General features: G+C 69.0%; 19 protein-coding genes and 1 other RNA gene. 8 read left to right on the top strand and 12 right to left on the bottom strand.

Annotation, left to right across the window (positions count from 1 at the left end):
- Positions 1–340 precede the first annotated feature (340 nt).
- Positions 341–1,318 carry a helix-turn-helix transcriptional regulator gene (locus Y710_RS03580; protein ID WP_006897393.1) on the bottom strand — a complete coding sequence of 326 codons (978 nt, stop codon included), beginning with the start codon at positions 1,316–1,318 and terminating at the stop codon, positions 341–343.
- A gap of 129 nt (positions 1,319–1,447) precedes the next feature.
- Here Y710_RS03580 and Y710_RS03575 point away from each other — a divergent pair, with 129 nt between their 5' ends.
- The gene (locus Y710_RS03575) at positions 1,448–2,902 is read left to right on the top strand and encodes an MFS transporter (protein WP_062366380.1); all 1,455 of its coding nucleotides are present in this window, start codon (positions 1,448–1,450) and stop codon (positions 2,900–2,902) included.
- A 52-nt stretch (positions 2,903–2,954) separates the two neighbouring features.
- Here Y710_RS03575 and Y710_RS03570 read toward each other — a convergent pair whose 3' ends face one another.
- Positions 2,955–3,992 carry an alpha/beta hydrolase gene (locus tag Y710_RS03570; protein WP_156479396.1) on the bottom strand — a complete coding sequence of 346 codons (1,038 nt, stop codon included), beginning with the start codon at positions 3,990–3,992 and terminating at the stop codon, positions 2,955–2,957.
- A 124-nt stretch (positions 3,993–4,116) separates the two neighbouring features.
- Between Y710_RS03570 and Y710_RS03565 the strand changes: the two genes are divergently transcribed.
- The 5 genes from Y710_RS03565 to Y710_RS03545 all read left to right on the top strand — a co-directional run bounded on the left by Y710_RS03565 (position 4,117) and on the right by Y710_RS03545 (position 8,603).
- Positions 4,117–4,551, top strand: a complete 435-nt coding sequence (locus tag Y710_RS03565; RefSeq protein ID WP_062366376.1) for a MarR family winged helix-turn-helix transcriptional regulator — start codon at positions 4,117–4,119, stop codon at positions 4,549–4,551.
- 28 nt (positions 4,552–4,579) lie between these two features.
- The gene (locus Y710_RS03560; protein ID WP_062366374.1) at positions 4,580–5,140 is read left to right on the top strand and encodes an isochorismatase family protein; all 561 of its coding nucleotides are present in this window, start codon (positions 4,580–4,582) and stop codon (positions 5,138–5,140) included.
- The gene (locus Y710_RS03555) at positions 5,137–6,519 is read left to right on the top strand and encodes an MFS transporter (RefSeq protein WP_045537268.1); all 1,383 of its coding nucleotides are present in this window, start codon (positions 5,137–5,139) and stop codon (positions 6,517–6,519) included. The genes Y710_RS03560 and Y710_RS03555 overlap by 4 nt, the downstream gene beginning before the upstream one ends.
- 69 nt (positions 6,520–6,588) lie before the next feature.
- Positions 6,589–7,893, top strand: coding sequence for a MurT ligase domain-containing protein (locus tag Y710_RS03550; protein WP_062366373.1), 1,305 nt, complete (start codon positions 6,589–6,591; stop codon positions 7,891–7,893).
- Positions 7,890–8,603 (top strand): type 1 glutamine amidotransferase, encoded by a 714-nt coding sequence (locus Y710_RS03545; protein WP_062366371.1) that lies wholly within the window; start codon positions 7,890–7,892, stop codon positions 8,601–8,603. Before Y710_RS03550 ends, Y710_RS03545 begins: the two co-directional genes overlap by 4 nt.
- Here the strand turns inward: Y710_RS03545 and Y710_RS03540 are convergent.
- From Y710_RS03540 to Y710_RS03515, 6 genes are all read right to left on the bottom strand, one after another.
- Positions 8,600–9,085 carry a uridine kinase family protein gene (locus Y710_RS03540; protein ID WP_231650323.1) on the bottom strand — a complete coding sequence of 162 codons (486 nt, stop codon included), beginning with the start codon at positions 9,083–9,085 and terminating at the stop codon, positions 8,600–8,602. The genes Y710_RS03545 and Y710_RS03540 overlap by 4 nt on opposite strands.
- A 105-nt stretch (positions 9,086–9,190) precedes the next feature.
- Positions 9,191–9,802, bottom strand: coding sequence for a recombination mediator RecR (recR, locus tag Y710_RS03535; RefSeq protein ID WP_006897402.1), 612 nt, complete (start codon positions 9,800–9,802; stop codon positions 9,191–9,193).
- Between the two features lie 11 nt (positions 9,803–9,813).
- Positions 9,814–10,170, bottom strand: a complete 357-nt coding sequence (locus Y710_RS03530; protein ID WP_006897403.1) for a YbaB/EbfC family nucleoid-associated protein — start codon at positions 10,168–10,170, stop codon at positions 9,814–9,816.
- Positions 10,163–10,525 carry a hypothetical protein gene (locus Y710_RS03525; protein ID WP_039867793.1) on the bottom strand — a complete coding sequence of 121 codons (363 nt, stop codon included), beginning with the start codon at positions 10,523–10,525 and terminating at the stop codon, positions 10,163–10,165. The genes Y710_RS03530 and Y710_RS03525 overlap by 8 nt, the downstream gene beginning before the upstream one ends.
- Before the next feature lie 40 nt (positions 10,526–10,565).
- A complete protein-coding gene (locus Y710_RS03520) occupies positions 10,566–11,432 on the bottom strand; it encodes a pseudouridine synthase (RefSeq protein ID WP_006897405.1) in 867 nt (288 codons plus the stop codon).
- A 67-nt stretch (positions 11,433–11,499) separates the two neighbouring features.
- Positions 11,500–11,937, bottom strand: coding sequence for an SRPBCC family protein (locus Y710_RS03515; RefSeq protein ID WP_062366369.1), 438 nt, complete (start codon positions 11,935–11,937; stop codon positions 11,500–11,502).
- A gap of 84 nt (positions 11,938–12,021) precedes the next feature.
- Here Y710_RS03515 and Y710_RS03510 point away from each other — a divergent pair, with 84 nt between their 5' ends.
- Together Y710_RS03510 and Y710_RS03505 are read left to right on the top strand one after the other, a co-directional pair.
- Positions 12,022–13,443, top strand: coding sequence for an FAD-binding oxidoreductase (locus Y710_RS03510; protein WP_062366544.1), 1,422 nt, complete (start codon positions 12,022–12,024; stop codon positions 13,441–13,443).
- Positions 13,440–14,708 (top strand): class I SAM-dependent methyltransferase, encoded by a 1,269-nt coding sequence (locus Y710_RS03505; protein WP_006897408.1) that lies wholly within the window; start codon positions 13,440–13,442, stop codon positions 14,706–14,708. The genes Y710_RS03510 and Y710_RS03505 overlap by 4 nt, the downstream gene beginning before the upstream one ends.
- 85 nt (positions 14,709–14,793) lie before the next feature.
- Here the strand turns inward: Y710_RS03505 and Y710_RS03500 are convergent, their stop codons facing one another.
- The 4 genes from Y710_RS03500 to ffs all read right to left on the bottom strand — a co-directional run bounded on the left by Y710_RS03500 (position 14,794) and on the right by ffs (position 19,778).
- Positions 14,794–17,034, bottom strand: coding sequence for a DNA polymerase III subunit gamma and tau (locus Y710_RS03500; protein WP_062366366.1), 2,241 nt, complete (start codon positions 17,032–17,034; stop codon positions 14,794–14,796).
- A gap of 41 nt (positions 17,035–17,075) precedes the next feature.
- Positions 17,076–18,341 (bottom strand): glycosyltransferase 87 family protein, encoded by a 1,266-nt coding sequence (locus Y710_RS03495; RefSeq protein WP_062366364.1) that lies wholly within the window; start codon positions 18,339–18,341, stop codon positions 17,076–17,078.
- A gap of 9 nt (positions 18,342–18,350) precedes the next feature.
- Positions 18,351–19,622 carry an aspartate aminotransferase type Ic gene (locus tag Y710_RS03490; protein ID WP_006897411.1) on the bottom strand — a complete coding sequence of 424 codons (1,272 nt, stop codon included), beginning with the start codon at positions 19,620–19,622 and terminating at the stop codon, positions 18,351–18,353.
- Between the two features lie 59 nt (positions 19,623–19,681).
- An RNA gene (ffs, locus tag Y710_RS03485) (signal recognition particle sRNA small type) lies at positions 19,682–19,778 on the bottom strand.
- Positions 19,779–19,913 lie beyond the last annotated feature (135 nt).

The following is a 19,913-nucleotide window of genomic DNA, read 5'->3' as shown; positions in this document are numbered from 1 at the left end:
GTACCGATCCGCTCGCCACGGCGAGCACTCGGCTGGTGGACAGTCTCATTCAAGAATCCTTCACTGGGATGATTGACAACGTTCGTAGGACAGGTATGTCAGGAAAGCCGTGGCCGGGAATCGCGAAATGTGACCAGAGGCACAAAAGTCCTCTTTACCGGCGGGTCGTCGTCCGAATAGACGACAGAACTGGTCAAAACAGTGCGAGTGCGAACACCGAATCCGCCGCCGTGGCTCATGGGTGGGCCGTACGGCCTGACGATCAGTCACGAGGTCGGTTGCGAGATCTCACCGCGAGGCGCCGCGTACCTGGATTGGCTCACAGCTCGCTGACCGGAAGCTATCGCTCCGACAGGTACAGCGCCCGAGCCTCCCGCACGTTGCGTCCACGCAACGCGCGCACGACGTCGGCCGGAACCTCGACGAACTCGTAGTCGGCGTCCAGTCCGCCGAGCGCCAGCGCGATCCACCCCGGATCGTCGGTCTGCATGGTGACCAGGCAGCCGTCGGGGTGCTCGGTGACCTCCGACCACCGGCCGATGCGGCCGCGCACCGCCTCCGGCTCGGCGTGAACCACGGCGCGCACCTGGAGTTGGTCCCGGCCTCCGCGCAGGCTCTCACGCACATAGGCCGCGGGGTCGCCGCCCGGCACCGCACGCGGCGCGAACCGCCGCTTCTGCGGTTGAGCAGCGCTGAGCCGGTCGAGCCGGAACGTGCGCCAGTCCTGACGATCGAGGTCGTACGCGAGCAGGTACCACCGGCGACCGACGGGAATCAACCGCAGCGGCTCGGTGCGGCGAGTGCCGGACGCACGTCCGGCCCGCGGTGCGGGCGCGTAATCGAAGGTGAGCTCCGTCGCGTCCCGGCACGCCAATGCCACTGTCGTCAGGGTCTCGGCGTCCACGGCCGGCGCCTGCTGTTCGCCGGGGAGCAACACGCTCATGGCCCGCAGCGCATCCGCACGCCGGCGCAGCCGAGGCGGCAGCACCTGCATCACCTTGGCCAGCGCCCGCACCGAGGCCTCCGCCATACCGGCGGCCGAACCGTGCGCGGCCGTCCGCAGCGCACTCACGATCGCGACGGCCTCCTCCTCGTCCACAACCAGCGGCGGCAGCGACCCGCCGGGAGCCAGTTGGTATCCGCCGCCGCTGCCCCGCACCGACTGCACCGGATAGCCGAGATCCCGAAGCCGTTCGACGTCGCGGCGCACGGTCCGCTCGGTGGTCTCCAGACGGTCGGCCAGTTCCACCGCCGACCACAGGCGGTGCGCTTGGAGCAGCGCCAGCAGCTTCAGCGTCCGCGTCGTCGTATCGGCCATGACTGCATCATGCCCCAAACAACGGACAGAAACTGACCGGATTATCCGCCGCTCTTCCGGACGGGAATCGTCCGCAATGGTTCGTAGCGTCATCGGTGCAACAGACCCCCATCACCACAGGAGTTCCCGATGACCGTCACAGCCGAGCCCCCTCCCCTGGCAACCGCGTCCACGAGGAGTTTGGACAGTCCGCCGATCGTCGGGCGCGCCCGGACCGTCGCCTTGGTCTGCCTGTTGGCGGCGTCGTTCATGGAGTTGATGGACGCCACGGTCGTCAACGTCGCACTGCGGACGATGAGTGCCGATCTCGGCGCGTCGCCGACCGCGATGTCGTGGATCGTCGCGGGCTATCCGCTCGCCTACGCGACCGGGCTCGTGCTCGGTGCCCGTCTGGGAGATCGGTTCGGTCGACGCCGACTGTTCCTCATCGGTCTCGTCGCCTTCGGCGTCACCTCACTGGCCTGCGGTCTCGCCGACACGCCGACGCAACTCGTCGTGTTCCGGATCCTGCAGGGTGCCGCGGCGGCACTGATGATCCCGCAGGTGCTGACCAACATCCAGGTGCTCTATCCACCCGCCGAACGCGGCCGCGCGATGGGACTGTTCACCTCCGTCATCGGGATCGCCGCCGTGGCCGGTCCGGTGCTGGGCGCCGTCATCACCTCGGGCGACTGGTTCGGACTCTCGTGGCGGCCGGTGTTCCTCATCAACGTCCCGGTGGCGCTGCTCGCCCTGGTCGCGGCGCGCGTCTTCATCCCGGAGACTTACGCTTCCCGTCCCGCGCCCATCACGCCGATCTCCGCGGCGCTGCTCGGCGGTTCGCTGGCAGCGTTGATGGCGCCGGTCACACTGGGACCGGAGAATGATTGGCCCGCTTGGGGATTCGTCATGATGGCGGCGGGCGTCGCCGGCCTTGCACTCTTCGCTCGGCGGCAGGTCATCACTGCTCGCGCAGGCGGAACACCGCTGGTTCCGCCCGCGGTGTTCCGGTCTCGTTCGTTCACCGCGGGGCTGACCGCGTTCACCGCACTGAGCATCCCGACCGGCGGGTACTTCCTCGTCCAGTCCCTGCACGTCCAGGCCGCGCACGGCTGGTCGGTCCTGCACACCGGCCTGATGTGGGTGCCGTTCTCGATCGCCGTACCCGTCTTCGCCGGTCTGTCCGCGACTGTCCTGGCCGCCCGATTCGGCAAGCACGTCCTGCAGGGCGGAGCGTGGGTGTTCATCGTCGGGATGACGTCCATGATCGTCGCCGACCGCTCGGCCCATCCGGCCCTGTGGTTCACCGTCGCACTCATCGTCGCAGGCGCTGGTTTCGGACTCATCGTCGGGGCCGCCGGCCTGCTGGTTCTGAACGACGTGCCGGTCGGGCTCGCCGGCGCGGCGTCCGGCGTGTTCAACACCGTGCAGGCACTGTCGGTGGCGACGGGTGCGGCGGTGATCGGCACGGTGTACTCGTCGGTGTCGAGCGCATACGGCCTCGCCACCGGCTACCGGGTCTCGTTCCTGGTGATGATCGGACTGGTCGCGGTCGGTGCAGCGGCCGCCCAACTGATGCCGAAGCCCGTGCGGATCGCGGTGTAGCGGCCCAGGCGGGGCGAGGACGTCCGCCCGGCGGGAGCGCCGGGCGGACCCTCTATCCGGCCGAGGCGACCGCCTTCGCCACAGCCTCGCCCATCCGCCGGACGGTGGCCTGCGCGTCCGGGCTCAGCAGCGCCATATTCGCGAATCCGTGGATCATCGTCCCGGCGCGTTCCACGGTCACCGGGACGCCGGCCTGTTCGAGCGCAGCCGCGTACTCGAGGCCTTCGTCCCGCAGCGGGTCGAACCCGGCGACCACCACGTGGGCGGGCGACAACCCGGAGAGATCTTCGGCAAGCAATGGCGAGACCCGAGGATCGGACAGTTGGTCGCGCGAAGCCAGGTAGGTGTCGCAGAAGTAGTCGATCTGTTCCTCGGTGAGGTAGTAGCCGGTGGAGAACTCATGGACCGACGGCCGCTTCCGCGACATGTCGACCACCGGATAGATCAGCAATTGCAGACACGGGGTGATCTCCTCGCCACGCACCTGCTGTGCGACGACCGCAGCGAGATTGCCTCCCGCGGAATCACCGGCCACCGCGATCTGACGCGGATCGACGCCCCAGTCCGGCGCCTTCTCGACGGCGTAGCGCCAAGCCGCCACGGAGTCGTCGACCGCCGCCGGGAAGAGGTGCTCGGGGGCCAACCGGTAATCCACCGACAGCACGTCGGCGCCCGAGGCGATCGCGAGCGCCCGGACCACCGAGTCGTGGCTGGCCCGGCTGCCCAGGACGAACCCGCCGCCGTGATAGAAGACGATCAGTCCTCGGCCCTTGCCCTCGAGGCTGTATCGCGTGACGGGCACGCCTCCGGCGTCGGTGTCGATCACCAGATCCTCTTCGACGGCGAACGGCTCGAAGGCCTCCGCCATCATCGCGCTGTGATAGTCCATCGACTGCCGTGATCGGGAGACCAGATCGCCGACCAGCGCCAACGATGGAATGTAGGCCGCCGCGGTCACGACCAGTGCGAGCATCGGGTCGAGACGATCACCGTCGCCGTTCACCGTCGTCAGGCGGCTCATCGCCTTCCGCACGGGTGCGGGCAGTTTGGCCGACGCCTTGAGCGCGGTCCGCTGGATCTTGAATGACATGGGCAGTTCGACTGCTGTTGCGCGACTCACAGTGCAGAACTTATCACCGTCAACTCATCGGGTCAACCCTCAGATAAGAACAGTTGACTGTGCAGTTAGCTGTCTAATTGCTAGAGTTGCACTCATGGTCCAGCACTCGTCCGCCGAAGTCGGAAACCGTCTGCGCGCAACGATCGCCGAGCTGAACCGGAAACTGAGGGCCAATTCGTCGGTCCTGGACCTCACCCGTTCGCAGTCGGCCGTGATCGGCTACCTCGATCGCCACGGCGCCTGTTCCACAGCCGATCTCGCCCGTGCGCACGGTGTGCGTCAGCAGTCGATGGCCGCGATCGTCGCCGCCCTCACCGACGCCGGCCTGGTGGTCGGCTCCCCCGATCCGACCGATCGCCGCCGCACCTTGCTCGCCCTCTCCGAGAACGCCCGCACGGAACTGACCACCGGACGGCTCCAGCGAGCGGACTGGCTCGCGCACGCCGTCGACGCGGCCCTCACTCCGGACGAGGTGGCCCGCCTGGCCGATGCGATCGAGTTGCTCGGCCGCATCGCGGACCAGCCCTGAAGCACCTCCGCCCCACGAAAGGATCACCATGCCTGTCACCGCAGTCGACCGCGACGCCGCACTGATCGTCATCGACCTCCAGAAGGGGCTGTCGGGCCGCGACCTCGCACCGCACAGCTTCGCGGACGTGGTCGAGCGTTCCGCGGCGCTGACCGACGCGTTCAGCGCGCGAGGGCTGCCGGTGGTCATCGTCACCGTCGACGCCGTGCCGCCCGGCCGCACCGACCTCTCCGGCCCGCCCATGGAGTTCCCCTCCGGCTGGAGCGACTCGGTAGCACCCTTCTCCGACGCCCCGGACGCGTGGCGCGTCACGAAGCGGTCGCCGGGCGCCTTCACCGAGACGCCCCTGCACCGACTGCTGCGCGAGCGTGGCGTCACCCAGGTGGTGGTGGTCGGCGTGTCGACGTCGATCGGCGTCGAGATGACCGCGCGGCAGGCCTACGAGCTCGGATACAACGTCACCGTCGCCCTCGACGCCTGCTCGGACAGCGAAGGGTCGCGGCACGCCTACAGCGCCGCCTCCGTCCTGCCGAAGGTCGCCGAGACGGGATCGGCCGCGGACGTCATCGCTGCGCTGACCCGGGCGTGAGAACAGACACCGACCGCCGCCTCGACGCCCATCCGTTCGGCATCGGATTCACCGCGCCGCTGATCCTGGCGTCGGTCCTCAACCCGATCAACAGCTCGCTGATCGCGACCGCGATGGTGGGCATCGGCGTCGACTTCCACCGCGGCCCCGCCGACACCGCGATCCTGATCTCGGTGCTCTATCTGTGCAGCGCCGTCGCCCAGCCCACCATGGGCAAGCTGGGCCCGCTGTTCGGCGAGCGGCGCGTGATGATCGCGGGGATCGGGCTCGTGCTGACCGCCGGCGTCATCGGCGCAGCGGGCTGGTCGTTCGGGGCGCTGGTGGCCTCCCGCGCACTGCTCGGCGTCGGCACCTCCGCCGCGTATCCGATGGCGATGTCGCTGATCCGCAAGCGGTCGGACGCCGCCGGCGTCGGAGTGCCCAGCCGGATCCTAGGCGTCTTCTCGATCACCGGACAGGTGATCGCGATGGTCGGACTGCCGATCGGCGGCGTCCTCACCGGCGTCTTCGGCTGGCGAGCGGTGTTCTTCATCAATGTTCCCGCCGCCCTCGCCGCTCTGCTCCTGGTGCTCACCGGTGTGCCGAAGGACACCGTGGCCTGGCCGACCGACCTGCGTCGGACTCTGACCGCCGTCGACCCTCTGGGCATCGTGGCGTTCGCCGTGGCGATCGTCAGCGCACTCCAATTCATCGACTCGCCCAGCGCGTCGACGTGGTGGCTCGCGGCGGTGGCCGTGGCGGCGACCGCCGTCCTCATCGGATGGGAACGCCGGTTCTCGACTCCGTTGATCGACGTCCGGATGCTGGTGTCGAACCGCCCGCTGATCCGCACCTATCTGCGGCAGACGCTCGCCTCGCTCGGCATGTACACGACCATGTACGGCGTCAGCCAATGGATGGAGGACGCGGCCGGCTACCGGCCGACGCAGGTCGGCATGCTCCTCGCTCCGATGTCGGCGACGAGTATCGTCGTCGCCGCCGTCTGTTCCCGGCGCAGCACCGTCCGCAGCCCGCTGATCGCGACCGGCATGGCGTTCTGCGCGGCCGGAGCCGTGATGCTCGCGCTGCGCCACGACGCCCCGGTCTGGGCGATCCTCGCCATGTCGCTGCTGGTCGGTCTGGCGAACGGCCTGAACAGCTTCGCCAACCAGGCGGCCCTCTTCATGCAGTCCCCGGCCGACCAGGTGGGCGTCGCATCCGGCCTGTACCGGACCTTCGCGTACATCGGCGCCATCACCTCCGCGGGCCTGATCGCCGCGGCGTTCGGCAGTCGGGCCACCGACGCCGGGTTCCACATCGTCGGATGGGCCACCATGGCGATCGGCCTGTGCGCGGCGACCCTGACATTGACCGACCGCACGCTGCCGCGACACGCGTGAGCTGGGCTGTCACCGCCCTCACAGTCGGCGCCGGGCGATCGTGCTCCCCGGATATGGGAAACTCGTGGAATGTCGGAAGCCCGCCGCATCCCTGACCGTCCGCGCCCGCCCGTCCGCACTCGCGTGGCACTCACCGCCGCTGCCGCGGCCCGCTGGGCCTCGCGTGCCGCCGGCCGTGGGAAGGGCTCGATGATCGGCGGCCTCGTCGCTGAGAAGATCGATCCGCGCATCATGCTCCGGCTCGCCGCCGGCCGCGAGATCGCGCTGATCACCGGAACCAACGGCAAGTCGACGACCACCCGCATGACCGCCGCCGCCCTCGCCGGGCTCGGCGAAGTGGCGACCCAGGCCGACGGCGCCAACATGGACGCGGGCATCATCGCGACGCTCAGCCTCCAGCCCGACGCCCCGGTCGCCGCGCTGGAAGTGGACGAACTGCACGTGGCCCACGTCGCCGACAACACGTCGCCGCGTGTCTTCACCCTGTTGAACCTCTCCCGCGACCAGCTCGACCGCGTCGGCGAGATCAACATCATCGAGCAGAGTCTGCGCGGGGGAATCGCCCGCCACCCGGACGCGGTGGTGGTCGCGAACTGCGACGACGTGCTCGTCACCTCGGCGGCCTTCGACGCTCCGAACGTGGTGTGGGTGGCCGCGGGGGCCGGCTGGGTGGGCGACTCGGTGAGCTGCCCGCGGTCGGGAGAGCCGATCGTGCGCCACGGTGAGGACTGGTACTCGACCGGCGACGAGCGCTTCCGGCGCCCGGCCCCGCAGTGGTGGTTCGACGACGACAAGATCTACGGCCCGGACGGGTTCGTCGCACCGATGGCGTTGAGGGTGCCGGGCCGGGCCAATCGCGGCAACGCCACCCAGGCCGTCGCGACCGCCGTCGCGATGGGCGCCGACCCCGCGGACGCCGTCGCGGCCGTCGGCACCGTCGGCGAAGTGGCCGGCCGATACGGGACCGTGCAGCTGGGCGACCATCGGATCAGGACCCTGCTGGCGAAGAATCCGGCCGGCTGGCAGGAGGCCCTGGCGATGATCGACACCGACGCCGACAGTCTGGTGATCGCGGTGAACGGGCAGGTCCCCGACGGGGAAGACCTCTCGTGGCTCTGGGACGTGCGCTTCGAAGAGTTCGAGCAGGTCGAGGTGGTCGCCTCGGGCGAGCGCGCCGCCGACCTCTCGGTGCGTCTGCTGTACGCGGGCGCCGAGCACACGGTGACCGACGATCCGTTCGCGGCGATCGCCGCCTGTCCACCGGGCCGAGTGGAAGTGCTCGCCAACTACACCGCATTCCGCGACCTCGGCGTCGCACTGGAACGCGCCGGAGCCCGGCCGGTCGAGAACACTGTGGAGGACAACGCCCGATGAGCGAATCGACCCTGCGGATCGGTCTGGTGCTTCCCGATGTGATGGGCACCTACGGCGACGGCGGAAACGCCCTCGTCCTGCGACAGCGTGCGCGCATGAGAGGCATCGACGCCGAGATCGTCTCGATCACGCTCGACGACGAGGTACCCGAGTCGCTCGACGTCTACACGCTCGGCGGCGCCGAAGATTACGCCCAGCGGCTCGCCACCCGTCATCTGCAGCGGTATCCGGGGCTGCAGCGCGCGGCGGACGCCGGACGCCCGGTGCTCGCGATCTGCGCGGCGATCCAAGTGCTGGGTCACTGGTACGAGACCGCTGCGGGCGAGCGCGTCGCGGGGATCAGCATGCTCGACCTCACCACCTCTCCGAGGCAGTCCCGGGCGATCGGCGAGCTCGTGACCGCACCGATCATCGACGGTCTCAGCCAACCGCTCTCCGGGTTCGAGAACCACCGCGGCGCGACCTCCCTGGGCGCCGCGGCCGCACCGCTGGGCCGGGTCCGCCACGGTGTCGGCAACGGCGCCGGCGCCGGCGTGGAAGGCGCCGTGCAAGGCAGTGTCGTCAGCACCTACATGCACGGCCCGGTCCTCGCACGAAATCCCGAACTGGCCGACTATCTGCTGTCGAAGGCGGTCGGCACGGAACTGGAGCCTCTCGACCTGCCGCAGGTGGACCGGCTGCGCCGGGAACGGCTCGCCGCCGCTCGCTAACCGAGCACCCGGCACCTCGCCCGCGTGTCGTCGACCGCGAACCAGCCCTCCTCGAAGTCCTGCCACCGGGCCAGATGATCGCGTTCGGCCTCGCCGTCACGCTGCACGGTTCGGCGCAACCGGTCGGCGGCGGGAGGACCGTCGATCCAGAACCGATGCGTGAAACGATCGGCCGTGCAGCGCCGCGCCGACGTCACGCCCTCGACGATCAGAATCGGCTGCCACCGCATCCAGACCTCCGGCCCCACCTCCGGTCGGCCGTCCACCCAGACCCGGGGCCGATAGAAGTAGTCGTGACGCCGTTCGTAGGCGCGGATCACATCGTGAACCAGTTCCGGCCACCACGAGGCGGGGTCGTCCCACGTCGCGTAGTCGTCGGTGCTGACCAGCACTGAGGCGCGGCCGCGCTCGGCGAGCGCACGGACGAGCTGCGCTGCGAACGTGCTCTTGCCCGCCCCCGACGGACCGTCGATCGCCACCATGGCGTCGGTCAGCCCTCCGCGGACCGCGATCTCGTCGGCCAGCCACGCCCAGTCCTGCGGTGAGGGATCGCGCTCCGCCGGTGGAAGGTGGTCGTCGGCCAACGCTCAGACCAGGATGCGCCGACCGGACAGCGCGCGGCCGAGGGTCAGTTCGTCGGCGAACTCGAGGTCGCCGCCCATCGGAAGTCCCGACGCCAGACGGGTCACGGACAGCCCGGGGAAGTCTTTGAGCATGCGCAGCAGATATGTCGCCGTCGCCTCGCCCTCGGTGTTGGGATCGGTCGCGACGATGATCTCGGAGACGTCCTGGCCGTCGGGCTGGTCGCCCAGACGACGCAGCAGTTCGCGGATCCGGAGCTGGTCGGGGCCGATGCCGGACAGCGGGTCGAGCGCACCGCCGAGGACGTGGTAGCGGCCGTCGAACTCCTTGGTCCGCTCGATCGCGTAGATGTCCTTCGGCTCCTCGACCACGCAGATCTTCGTGACGTCCCGGCGGGGGTCGCCGCAGATGCGGCACAGCCGATCGGCGGCGACGTTGCCGCACTCGACGCAGAAGGTGACGTCGTCGCGCACGTGTCCGAGGGCGGCGATCAGCCGGTCGATCTCCACGTTCTCGCCCGCGAGCAGGTGGAAGGCGATCCGCTGAGCACCCTTGGGACCCAGCCCGGGAAGTTTCGCGAGCTGGTCGATCAGATCCTGGATCGGGCCTTCGTACATGCGCCAGTCCGTCAGCCCAGGCCGGGCAGTCCGCCGCCCGCCAGCGGCCCCATCTTCTCCGCGACCAGGGCATCGCGCTGAGCCACGAAGTCGGCGAACGCACCGACGATCAGATCCTGCAACGTCTCGACGTCCGCGGGATCGACCACCTCCGGCGAGATCTCGACGGCGGAGACCGTCCCGGCGCCGTCACCGGTCACCGTCACCAGTCCGTTGCCCGCCGACCCCACCACCGACGTCGCGGAGATCTCCGCGTGCGCCGTCTCCATCTGGGTCTGCATCTGCTGAACCTGGGCCATCAGCCCGGCCATCGGGTTGTCGCCGCCGGCGCCGCCGAACAGCGCACTGGGGTCGAATGCGTCAGTCACGACTCCCAGGGTAGTCGCCGGGACCGGCCAGGAGACGCTCGACGTGTTCGGCGAGTTCGGCGACCGTGGTGCCCGAACCCGGTACCACGCGGAACGACAGCACCTCGTCGCCGAAGAGTCGAGCCGCTCGCGGTGCGAGCGCGAACTCGAAACGGTCGTCACCGACGCGGCGCCACTGCACGACGCCCCCGTACACCGGGGCGCTCGCGCCCGTGGTCACACAGTATTCACCGGCCCGGGGACCACCGGGGAGATCGCGCAGCAACTGGAAGCAGGCGTCCGAGTCCTCGTCGAGGAACACCACACCCTCGCAGCCGAGGTCCGGGTGCCGTTCGAAGGATCCGATGATCGCCACGACCGCGAGGATACGCGCCGGAGACCCCTGCGCTCGCCGCTCAGCGGGCGGTGCGGAACTCCCGGCGCTCACCGCTGAACGGATCGGTGAACTCCAGTGCCGCGGCGACGAGCCGGAGGGGCCGGGAGAAGTCACCACGATCCGGTGCGGCCGCCAGGTCGGCGTCGACCTCGGGGTACAGCGGATCGCCGACGATCGGGACGCCGAGCTGAGCCATGTGCATCCTGAGCTGGTGGGTGCGGCCGGTGTGCGGCGCCAGACGGTATTCGGCCAGCCCGTCGCCGAGCCGGGTCGACAGTTCGATGTCGCTGATCGCGTTCACCTCGCCCTCGACGACGCGGGCACGCAGGTCGCCCGCGGTCTTGACGATCCGGTTCTCGATCCGCACGCCGCCGGCCAGAGCGTCGTCCGCCGGCGCGATCGCCCGATACTCTTTGCGAACGCGCCGCTGCGCGAAGAGTTCCTGATAGGCGGCCCGCACCTCGCGGCGGCGCGTGAACAGCAGCACGCCCGCCGTCAACCGGTCGAGCCGGTGTGCCGGGGCCACGTCGTCGGAGCCGAGTTCGCGACGCAACCGCACCAGCGCCGTCTGCGCCACATGCGCTCCGCGCGGCATCGTGGCGAGGAAGTGCGGTTTGTCGACCACCACGAGATCGTCGTCCAGGTGCAGGATCGGCATGTCGAAGGGCACCGGCGGCTCCCGCGGCGGGTCGCGGTACAGGTACACCGGAACCGGTCGGAGCACCGGCGCATCGAGATCGACCGGACGGCCGTCGGCGTCGACCAGTTCACCGGTGCGCGACCGCAACTCCAGATCGGCCGCAGTGACGCCGGTCAGGACCGGAGCCGCGAGGAGCGCCTCACGCACCGACCACCCGCCGGGGCCGTCCGGCAGACGCAGAACCACCCGGGTGGCATCGATGCCGTCCCGGGCGGTCAGCGGTTTGACGCGGCGGCGTCCCCTGCGGCTCAGCTCAGCTCTCGAGACGCTGCTTGAGATTGGTGAGAAGGGCCGTCTGGATGCGGTTGAGTCCCTTCGGGGCGAAGGTCTTCTCGAAGAACCCGCCGATGCCGCCCGCGCCCTTCCAACTCGTCGTGGTCTCGACGCGCGAGCCGGTGCCCTCGGCAGTGACGCGGTAGGTGGTGACCATCGTCGAATTGCGATCGGTCTCGGTGATCGTGTCGCCCGCGACCGTCACGTCGGCCAGCACGTCGCGCTTGCGCTTCTCGGTGGCCTGCAGAATCCAGTGGACCACCGTTCCCGAACCGTTGCCGCCCTCGTCGACGCGATAGTCGCGGTAGTTCTCGGGAAGAATGCCCTCGCGCACGTTCGCGTAGTCGGCCAGGGCCGCACTGACGGCCTCGGGAGCGGCGTTGATCTGGATTGCTGCGCTGGCTGTTAGCTGTCCCACGTCGGAAGGCTCCTTCTGAACTCGTCTTGGGTCCGATTCACTTCGTTCACCGTACGGCGATCAGGCTACGGTAGGAATGTGGCTTTGAACGCATCCGAGTACGACGATGCCGCCTTCGCGCGCGGCAAGCAGAAACTTCTCGACAGCTACCGAGCTATCCCCGACGGCGCCACTGTGCGACTGGCGAAGAAGACGTCGAATCTGTTCCGCAAGAGGGCCGAGACGTCCGCTCCGGGTCTCGACGTCTCCGAACTGCATCGCGTGATCTCGGTCGATCCCGAGGAACAGACCGCGCAGGTCGCGGGGATGTGCACCTACGAGGACCTCGTGGATGCGACTCTGCCGTACGGACTCGTGCCCCTGGTGGTCCCGCAGCTCAAGACGATCACCCTCGGCGGCGCCGTCACCGGGCTCGGTATCGAGAGCACCTCGTTCCGCAACGGTCTCCCGCACGAGTCGGTGCTCGAGATGGAGATCCTGACCGGATCGGGCGAACTGATCGTCGCGACACCCGACAACGAGCACCGCGACCTGTTCTTCGGATTCCCCAATTCCTATGGGACGCTTGGGTATTCGGTCCGACTCAAGATCAGGCTCGAACCGGTTCCGCCCTTCGTCGAGTTGCGTCACGTTCGCGTGCACAGCACCCGCGAGCTCCAGGATCTGCTCGACCGGGTCGCGACCGACCGCGAATACCGCGGCGAGCGCGTCGACTATCTCGACGGGGTCGTCTTCACCTCCGACGAGGCGTACGCCGTGCTCGGACGGCAGACCGACGAGCCCGGCCCGGTGAGCGACTACACCGACGCGAACATCTTCTACCGATCCATCCAGCACGACGGCGCCGAACCCAAACGCGATCGGCTGACCATCCGTGACTATCTCTGGCGCTGGGACACCGACTGGTTCTGGTGCTCCCGCGCATTCGGTGCCCAGAATCCGCGCATCCGCCGGTTCTGGCCCGCCAAGTACCTGCGCAGCAGCTTCTACTGGAAGCTGATCGGACACGACCAGCGGTGGAACATCGGCGACAAGCTGAACGCCGTCAAAGGTCTGCCGCCCACCGAGCGGGTGGTTCAGGACATCGAGGTCCCGATCGAGCGAACGGCCGATTTCGTCGACTGGTTCCTGGACGAGATCCCGATCGAACCGATCTGGCTCTGTCCGCTCAAACTGGCCGAGCCGTCGCCGATCGCCGTCGCCGGCGACGACGAGACCGTCCAGCCGTGGACCCTGTATCCGTTGGAGCGCGGGAAGTTCTACGTCAACATCGGGTTCTGGTCCGGGGTGCCCGTCACCCCCGGCCGGCCCGGGCACACCAACCGGATCATCGAGCAGAAAGTCAGCGAGCTGGGCGGACACAAGTCCCTCTACTCCGAATCCTTCTACGGCTCGGAAGAATTCGACGACCTCTACGGCGGCGAGGCGTACGACGATCTCAAGCGTCGCTACGATCCCCGCGGCCGTCTGCTCGGCCTTTACGAGAAAGCGGTGAAACGCGCATGAAGCTGGCCCAGATCTTCGAAACCCTCGTCGGCGACGATCTCGCCGTACGGATCACGGCATACGACGGCAGCACCGCGGGACCCGAGGACGCCGAGTACGGGCTGAATCTCAAGACCTCGCGCGGCACCACGTACCTCGTGACGGCGCCCGGCGACCTCGGGCTCGCCCGGGCCTACGTCTCCGGCGACCTCGAGCTGATCGGTGCGCATCCCGGCGACCCGTACAGCGCACTGCAGGCACTGGCCGCCGATCTGAAGTTCTCCAAGCCGAGCCCGCTGGAGATGGCTCAGGTGGCGAGGGCCATCGGGCTCGAGCATTTCAAGCTGATCCCGCCGCCCCCGCAGGAGAGCCTGCCCCGTTGGCGCCGGTTCGCCGAGGGGCTGCGACACAGCCGCGAGCGTGACGCCGAGGCCATCCACTACCACTACGACGTCTCGAACCGCTTCTACGAGCTGGTGCTCGGTGAATCGATGACCTACACCTGCGCGGTGTACCCGAACGCCGACGCCACCCTCGAGGAGGCACAGGAGAACAAGTACCGGCTGATCTTCGACAAGCTGAACCTGCAGCCCGGCGACCGTCTCCTGGACATCGGCTGCGGCTGGGGCGGGATGGTCCGGTACGCCGCGCGCCAGGGCGTCCACGCACTGGGAGTGACCCTCTCCAGCGAGCAGGCCAAGTGGGCGCAGCAGGCGATCGAGGAGCAGGGGCTGTCGAAGTTCGCGGAGGTCCGCTTCAGCGACTACCGCGACGTCACCGAAACGGGTTTCGACGCCATCTCGTCGATCGGACTCACCGAGCACATCGGCGTCGCCAACTACCCGAAGTACTTCGGATTCATGCGCGACAAGGTCCGCACCGGCGGCCTCATCCTGAACCATTCGATCACCCGCCCCGACAACCGTTCGCGGAGCAAGGCCGGCCCGTTCATCGACCGCTACGTGTTCCCCGACGGCGAACTCACGGGATCGGGCACCATCATCTCGAAGATGCAGGACGTCTCGCGCCTCGAAGTGCTGCACGAGGAGAACTTCCGCCACCACTACGCGATGACGCTGCGCGACTGGAACGCCAACCTCGTCGCGAACTGGGACGAGGCGGTCGCCGAGGTCGGCGAAGGCACCGCCCGCCTGTGGGGGCTGTACATGGCGGGATGCCGCATCGGCTTCGAACGGGACATCGTGCAGCTGCACCACGTCCTGGCGACCAAGATGCAGCTCGACGGAACCACGAATCTACCGCTGCGTCCCTGGTGGCAGCCGTAGGTCCGAGTTCGTGAACGAATCCCCGATTCGCCGTCCGGCCTGCGCGGCCGAGTAGTCGGCGGGTCGGGGATTCGTCTACGCGCGGCTACTCGACCGGCCGAGCGCCGAGCTCCGACTTGAGCAGTTCCAGGGCCACCTGGTCGGGGTCGAGACGGTCGTCCGGGGTCCCCGACTGGGCCTGCGCCACCATCTCGTCACGTTCGGCGTCGGTCAGCTCCTCGTCGGGCACCGGCGGCTCCGGTTCGGGTTCCTCCGGCGCGGGCGGCGGGGCCGGTTGCTCACCGTGCGTCTGCTCCGACCGTGGCCGGCTCGGCCGGGTGTACGTCTGACGGCGGGGCTGTTCCCGTTCCGGGGTGCGCTGCGGGGTCGGCGCCGCCGCCGGTGCCGACCCGGGCTGGGCGTGCACGACGGCGACGCTGAAGCCCTCGCCGAAGACCTCGACCACCGCGGCGGTCAGGGCACGCAGTCCGCGATCGTCGGACAGGCGTCCCACCAGCGCGGGATGCGGATGTCCGAGCACCACCTGGGTGCCGTCGACCTGATGTACGAAAGCGGCCGAGAGCATCGCTTCGAGGACGGTGCTCTGCGTCCGCACAGCCGCACGGATGTCCGGCCACCGAGCCGAGACGGCGTCCACCGTGAGTCCTGTCGGGGCCTGCGGTTCCGGTTCGGGGGCCGGTTCGGACGCGGGATCGGGCTGGTGCGGCTCGTCCGCCGGCGGGAGCTGATCGGCGTCCATCGGCGGTTCGGGCGGTGGCGGGATCTCCTCGTGCGCGGCGGAGCGCTGCACCTGTTCGCGCTGCGTGTGCTCGCGTCCGACGGGCTCGCGCTGCTGCGGCGGCTCCGGAGCCCGTGGATCAGACACCTCCGGCGGATGGGGAGCCGAGACCGCGGGCTCCTCGGCGCGCGGCGCCTCAGCGGACTCGGGGGCGGGAGTGCTGGGTTCGGGTGCGCTGGGTTCGGGTGCGGGCGTGCTCGGCCGCGGAGCGGGAGGCTCAGGCGCGCGGGGCTCGGATGCCGGCGCAGGCGCATCGGCCGTGTCGACGGCCGCACGCGCTTCTTCGACGGCCTTGCGCTGCGAAGGCCGGACGAAGCGCGGTGCGGGCTCGTCCGCGGCGGGGGCGGCGGGAGCGTCCGTCACCGCGACGGGCACGGAGCCCGGGGCGGATGCTCCCGCGGGACGCCGTTCCAGCGTCTCGATTCGCTGCAGCAGCGCAGCGTCGTCGGCCGAGGCCGCAGGCAGAAGCAGACGGGCGCACATCACCTCCAGCAACAGGCGCGGCGACGTGGTGCCGCGCATCTCGCCGAGCGCGGTGTGCGCCACCTCGGCGTACCTCGTCAGAGTCGCGGGCCCCAGTTCGGCCGCGGCCTCGCGCATCGCGGCCAGTTGATCCTCGGGGGCCTCCACCAGCCCGCGCTCGGTGGCGTCCGGCACCGCCTGCACCAGGATGAGGTCGCGGAAACGGTCGAGCAGATCGATCGCGAAGCGTCGCGGATCGTGCCCGGCGTCGACCACCCGCTCGACGACGCCGAACAACGCTGCGCCGTCGCCCGCCGCGAGGGCCTCCACCGCGGCGTCGATCAGCGCCGAGTCGGTGACACCGAGCAGGGCGAGCGCGCGGTCGTAGGTGACGCCCTCGTCACCCGCACCGGCGAGGAGCTGATCGAGGATGCTGAGGCTGTCGCGCGGGGAGCCGCCGCCGGCGCGAATCACCAGCGGATACACCTCGGGCGCCACCACCACGCCCTCCTTGGCGCAGATGTTCTCCAACAGACCGCGCATCACCGGCGGCGCGAGCAGACGGAACGGATAGTGGTGCGTCCGCGACTTGATGGTCGTCAGCACCTTCTCCGGCTCGGTGGTCGCGAAGATGAAGATCAAGTGCTCCGGCGGCTCCTCGACGATCTTCAGGAGCGCGTTGAAGCCGGCCGACGACACCATGTGCGCCTCGTCGATGATGAAGACGCGATAGCGCGACTCGGCCGGCGCGTAGAACGCGCGGTCGCGGAGATCGCGGGTGTCGTCCACGCCGCCGTGGCTGGCCGCGTCGAGCTCCACCACGTCGAGATTGCCCGGTCCGCCGGGACCGAGCGAGACGCAGGACGAACATGTGCCGCACGGGGTCGACGTCGGGCCCTGCTCACAGTTGAGTGAGCGGGCCAGGATGCGGGCCGACGAGGTCTTGCCGCAGCCGCGCGGACCGGAGAAGAGATAGGCGTGATTGATGCGGCCGGTATCGAGGGCTCGGCTCAGAGGCGCGGTGACGTGCTCCTGGCCGACGACTTCGGCGAAGGTTGCCGGGCGATAGGTGCGATAGAGAGCCACGACGCAAGACTACCGGCGAGCCCCGACAGCCGTGCCGGCGCTCACGACCGGCCGGCCGCGGGCGCCGGTCGCCCGGGTCCGGGCCGTCGATACGCCACGATCGTCACCACCGAGGTGACGACGAGGATCAGTGTGAACGGCTGGGTGGTGAACCAGTCGAACGGCGGGGGGTGCTTGAAGAACAGGCCCGTCAGGTACGCCTCTTCCACGCTGCGGTTGGCGTACCACATCGGGAAGGCGAAGTGCGTCCGCCAGGCGATCGCGGATGCGAACCCGCCGAGGGTGAGCGCGGCCAGCGCGAAGGCGCCCGGGCCGGGGATCCGTTCGGCGATCTGGTGGATCGCGACCACAAGCAATGGGACCAGCCACACCCAGTGGTGCGACCACGCGACCGGGGAAACCGCGCACGAGGTCATTCCGACGATGGAGAGCGCCAGCAGTTCCTGACCGTGCCGATGCGCCAGGACGCAGGCACGGCCCGCCAGCAGCACCAGCGCGGCGGAGAGCACCAGCCACAGCAGGGTGCTCGGGTGGTCGGTGTGGGTGAAATTGGCGATCGCGCCGCGAATGGACTGGTTGCCATAGGTCTGCGGCGAGGAGACCCGGTCGGAGTCGAACATCGTGCCGAACCAGAAGTCCTTCGACGCCGACGGCATGAGGGCGAACCCGAGCACCACCGACGCCGCGAAGCCGGCGGCCATGCTCGCCGCGGTCCGCCATTGCCGGATCGCCAGGAGGTACGCACCGAACATCAGCGGTGTCAGCTTGATGCCCGCGGCGATACCGGCGCCGACGCCCCGAAGCCGGCTGCCCTCGGGCCGCGCCAGATCGGCGATCACCAGCAGCATCAGGAAGACGTTGATCTGTCCGAACCAGATGGTCGACCGTACCGGCTCGAGCAGCGCGCTCAGCAGCACGATCGACACCGCGATCGCACGCAGCCGCCAGGTGACCTCGTGTCCGAGACTCTTGAACCCGAGCACCACCACCAGATACAGCGCGACGAAGATCGCGATGGTCCAGACCAGGTGCGCCGGGCCCGCCGCCATCCACGCGAAGGGAGCGAAGAGAACCACCGACAGCGGCGCATAGGTGAAGTCCATCTGGCCGAGCAGCTTGGCCTGGTAGAGATCACCGCCGTCGAGCACCACCTGGGCGCCCGCCCGGTACACGTCGAGATCGAGGAAGTTCTGGAACAGCCCCCAGTACGGCTCGGTGAAGGGGATCAGGGAGTGCTGTGCCCAGACCGAGAGCAGCCCGGCGAGGAGGAATCCGACGACCGCCGGCGTCGACCGTTCGAGCTTCACCGGGAGTCGCTACTCGGAGCCCAGCAGCACCTCGGTCGCGGCGAGCAGCGCGCAGGTGGCGACGCCGTCCATTGCGGTGGCGAGCTCGTCGATCGACGGGAAGGTCGGGGCGAGACGGATGTTCTCGTCGCGCGGATCCTTCTTGTACGGGAAGGTGGATCCGGCGGCCGTCAGCGCGATGCCGGCATCCTTCGCCAGCTCGATGGTGCGTTTCGCGGTGCCGTCGATGACGTCCAGGCTGATGAAGTAGCCGCCCTCGGGGTGAGTCCATGAGGCGATCTTGCTGTCGGCGAGCCGGTCCTCGAGGATCTCCAGCACCTTCGCGAACTTGGGTGCGATGAGCTCGCGGTGCCGGGCCATCAGTTCACGCACGCCGTCGGCGTCGCGCAGGAACATCAGGTGCCGCAGCTGGTTGAGCTTGTCCGGACCGATGGTCGAGACGCTGACGTTCTTTGTGAACCAGTCGAGGTTGGTCTTCGACGACGCGAAGAACGCCACGCCGGCGCCGGCGAAGGTGATCTTGCTGGTGGACCCGAAGACGTAGACGCGGTTCGGGTTGCCGGCCTCGGCGGCCAGATCCAGGATCGGCAGCGGTTCGGGTGCGCGTTCGACCAGCGTGTGCACCGCGTATGCGTTGTCCCAGTAGATGCGGAAGTCGGCGGCGGCGGGCATCGCGACCAGCTTGCGCGCGACCTCCTCCGACACCGAGTACCCGGTGGGGTTCGAGTAGGTCGGGACCAGCCACATGCCCTTGATCGACGGATCGGCGGCGGTCAGCGCCGCGCAGGCATCGACGTCGGGGCCGTCGGGGTTCATCGGGACGGTGATCATCTCGATGCCGTACCGCTCGGTGATGCCGAAGTGGCGGTCGTAGCCGGGAGCCGGGCAGAGGAACTTGATCGGCTCGGCCGACCACGGCTTGTCGGAGTCGGGGTTTCCGCCGAGCAGTGAGTGCACCGTGATGTCGTGCATGATCTGCAGGCTGGCGTTGCCGAGGGCAAGGGTGCGGTCGGCGCCGGTGCCGAGCAGTTCGCCGAAGATCGCACGGAGTCCTGGCAGACCGGTGACGCCACCGTAGTTGCGGCAGTCGGTGCCGTCCGGGCTGGTGTACGTCTGCCCCGGCAGCGACAGCATCTCGTTGGAGAGGTCGAGCTGGTCGGGGGCCGGCTTGCCGCGTGTCAGATCGAGCTTGAGTCCGGCTGCCCGGAGGACCTCGTAGCGCTTTCGCAGATCGTCTTGGGTGGTGCGGAGTTGGTCGACACTCATCGAGTGAAAGTTCAACGTGAACCTCTCCCACAGACGCGGCCTCGCGGCGGCTGCAGATGTAACGCGCGAAAAAAGTTAAGCGGACCCCGCGCACCCGAGAGAGCCCGTTGACCCTTGCTGCCTTCCGGCCCTGGGGGAGTTCACAGGATGCACGCCGCGCGGGATCCGTAGAACAGTGTAGCGGGTCGTTTTGGGTTCCATGCACCCCACCCGCTACGATCGTTCTGCCTGGAGGATTCGCCTAGTGGCCTATGGCGCTCGCCTGGAACGCGGGTTGGGTTAACAGCCCTCAGGGGTTCGAATCCC

The organism is Gordonia sp. QH-12 (genome assembly GCF_001578675.1).
Classification (GTDB): domain Bacteria; phylum Actinomycetota; class Actinomycetes; order Mycobacteriales; family Mycobacteriaceae; genus Gordonia; species Gordonia sihwensis.
This window is presented reverse-complemented; position numbering and strand designations above follow the sequence as displayed.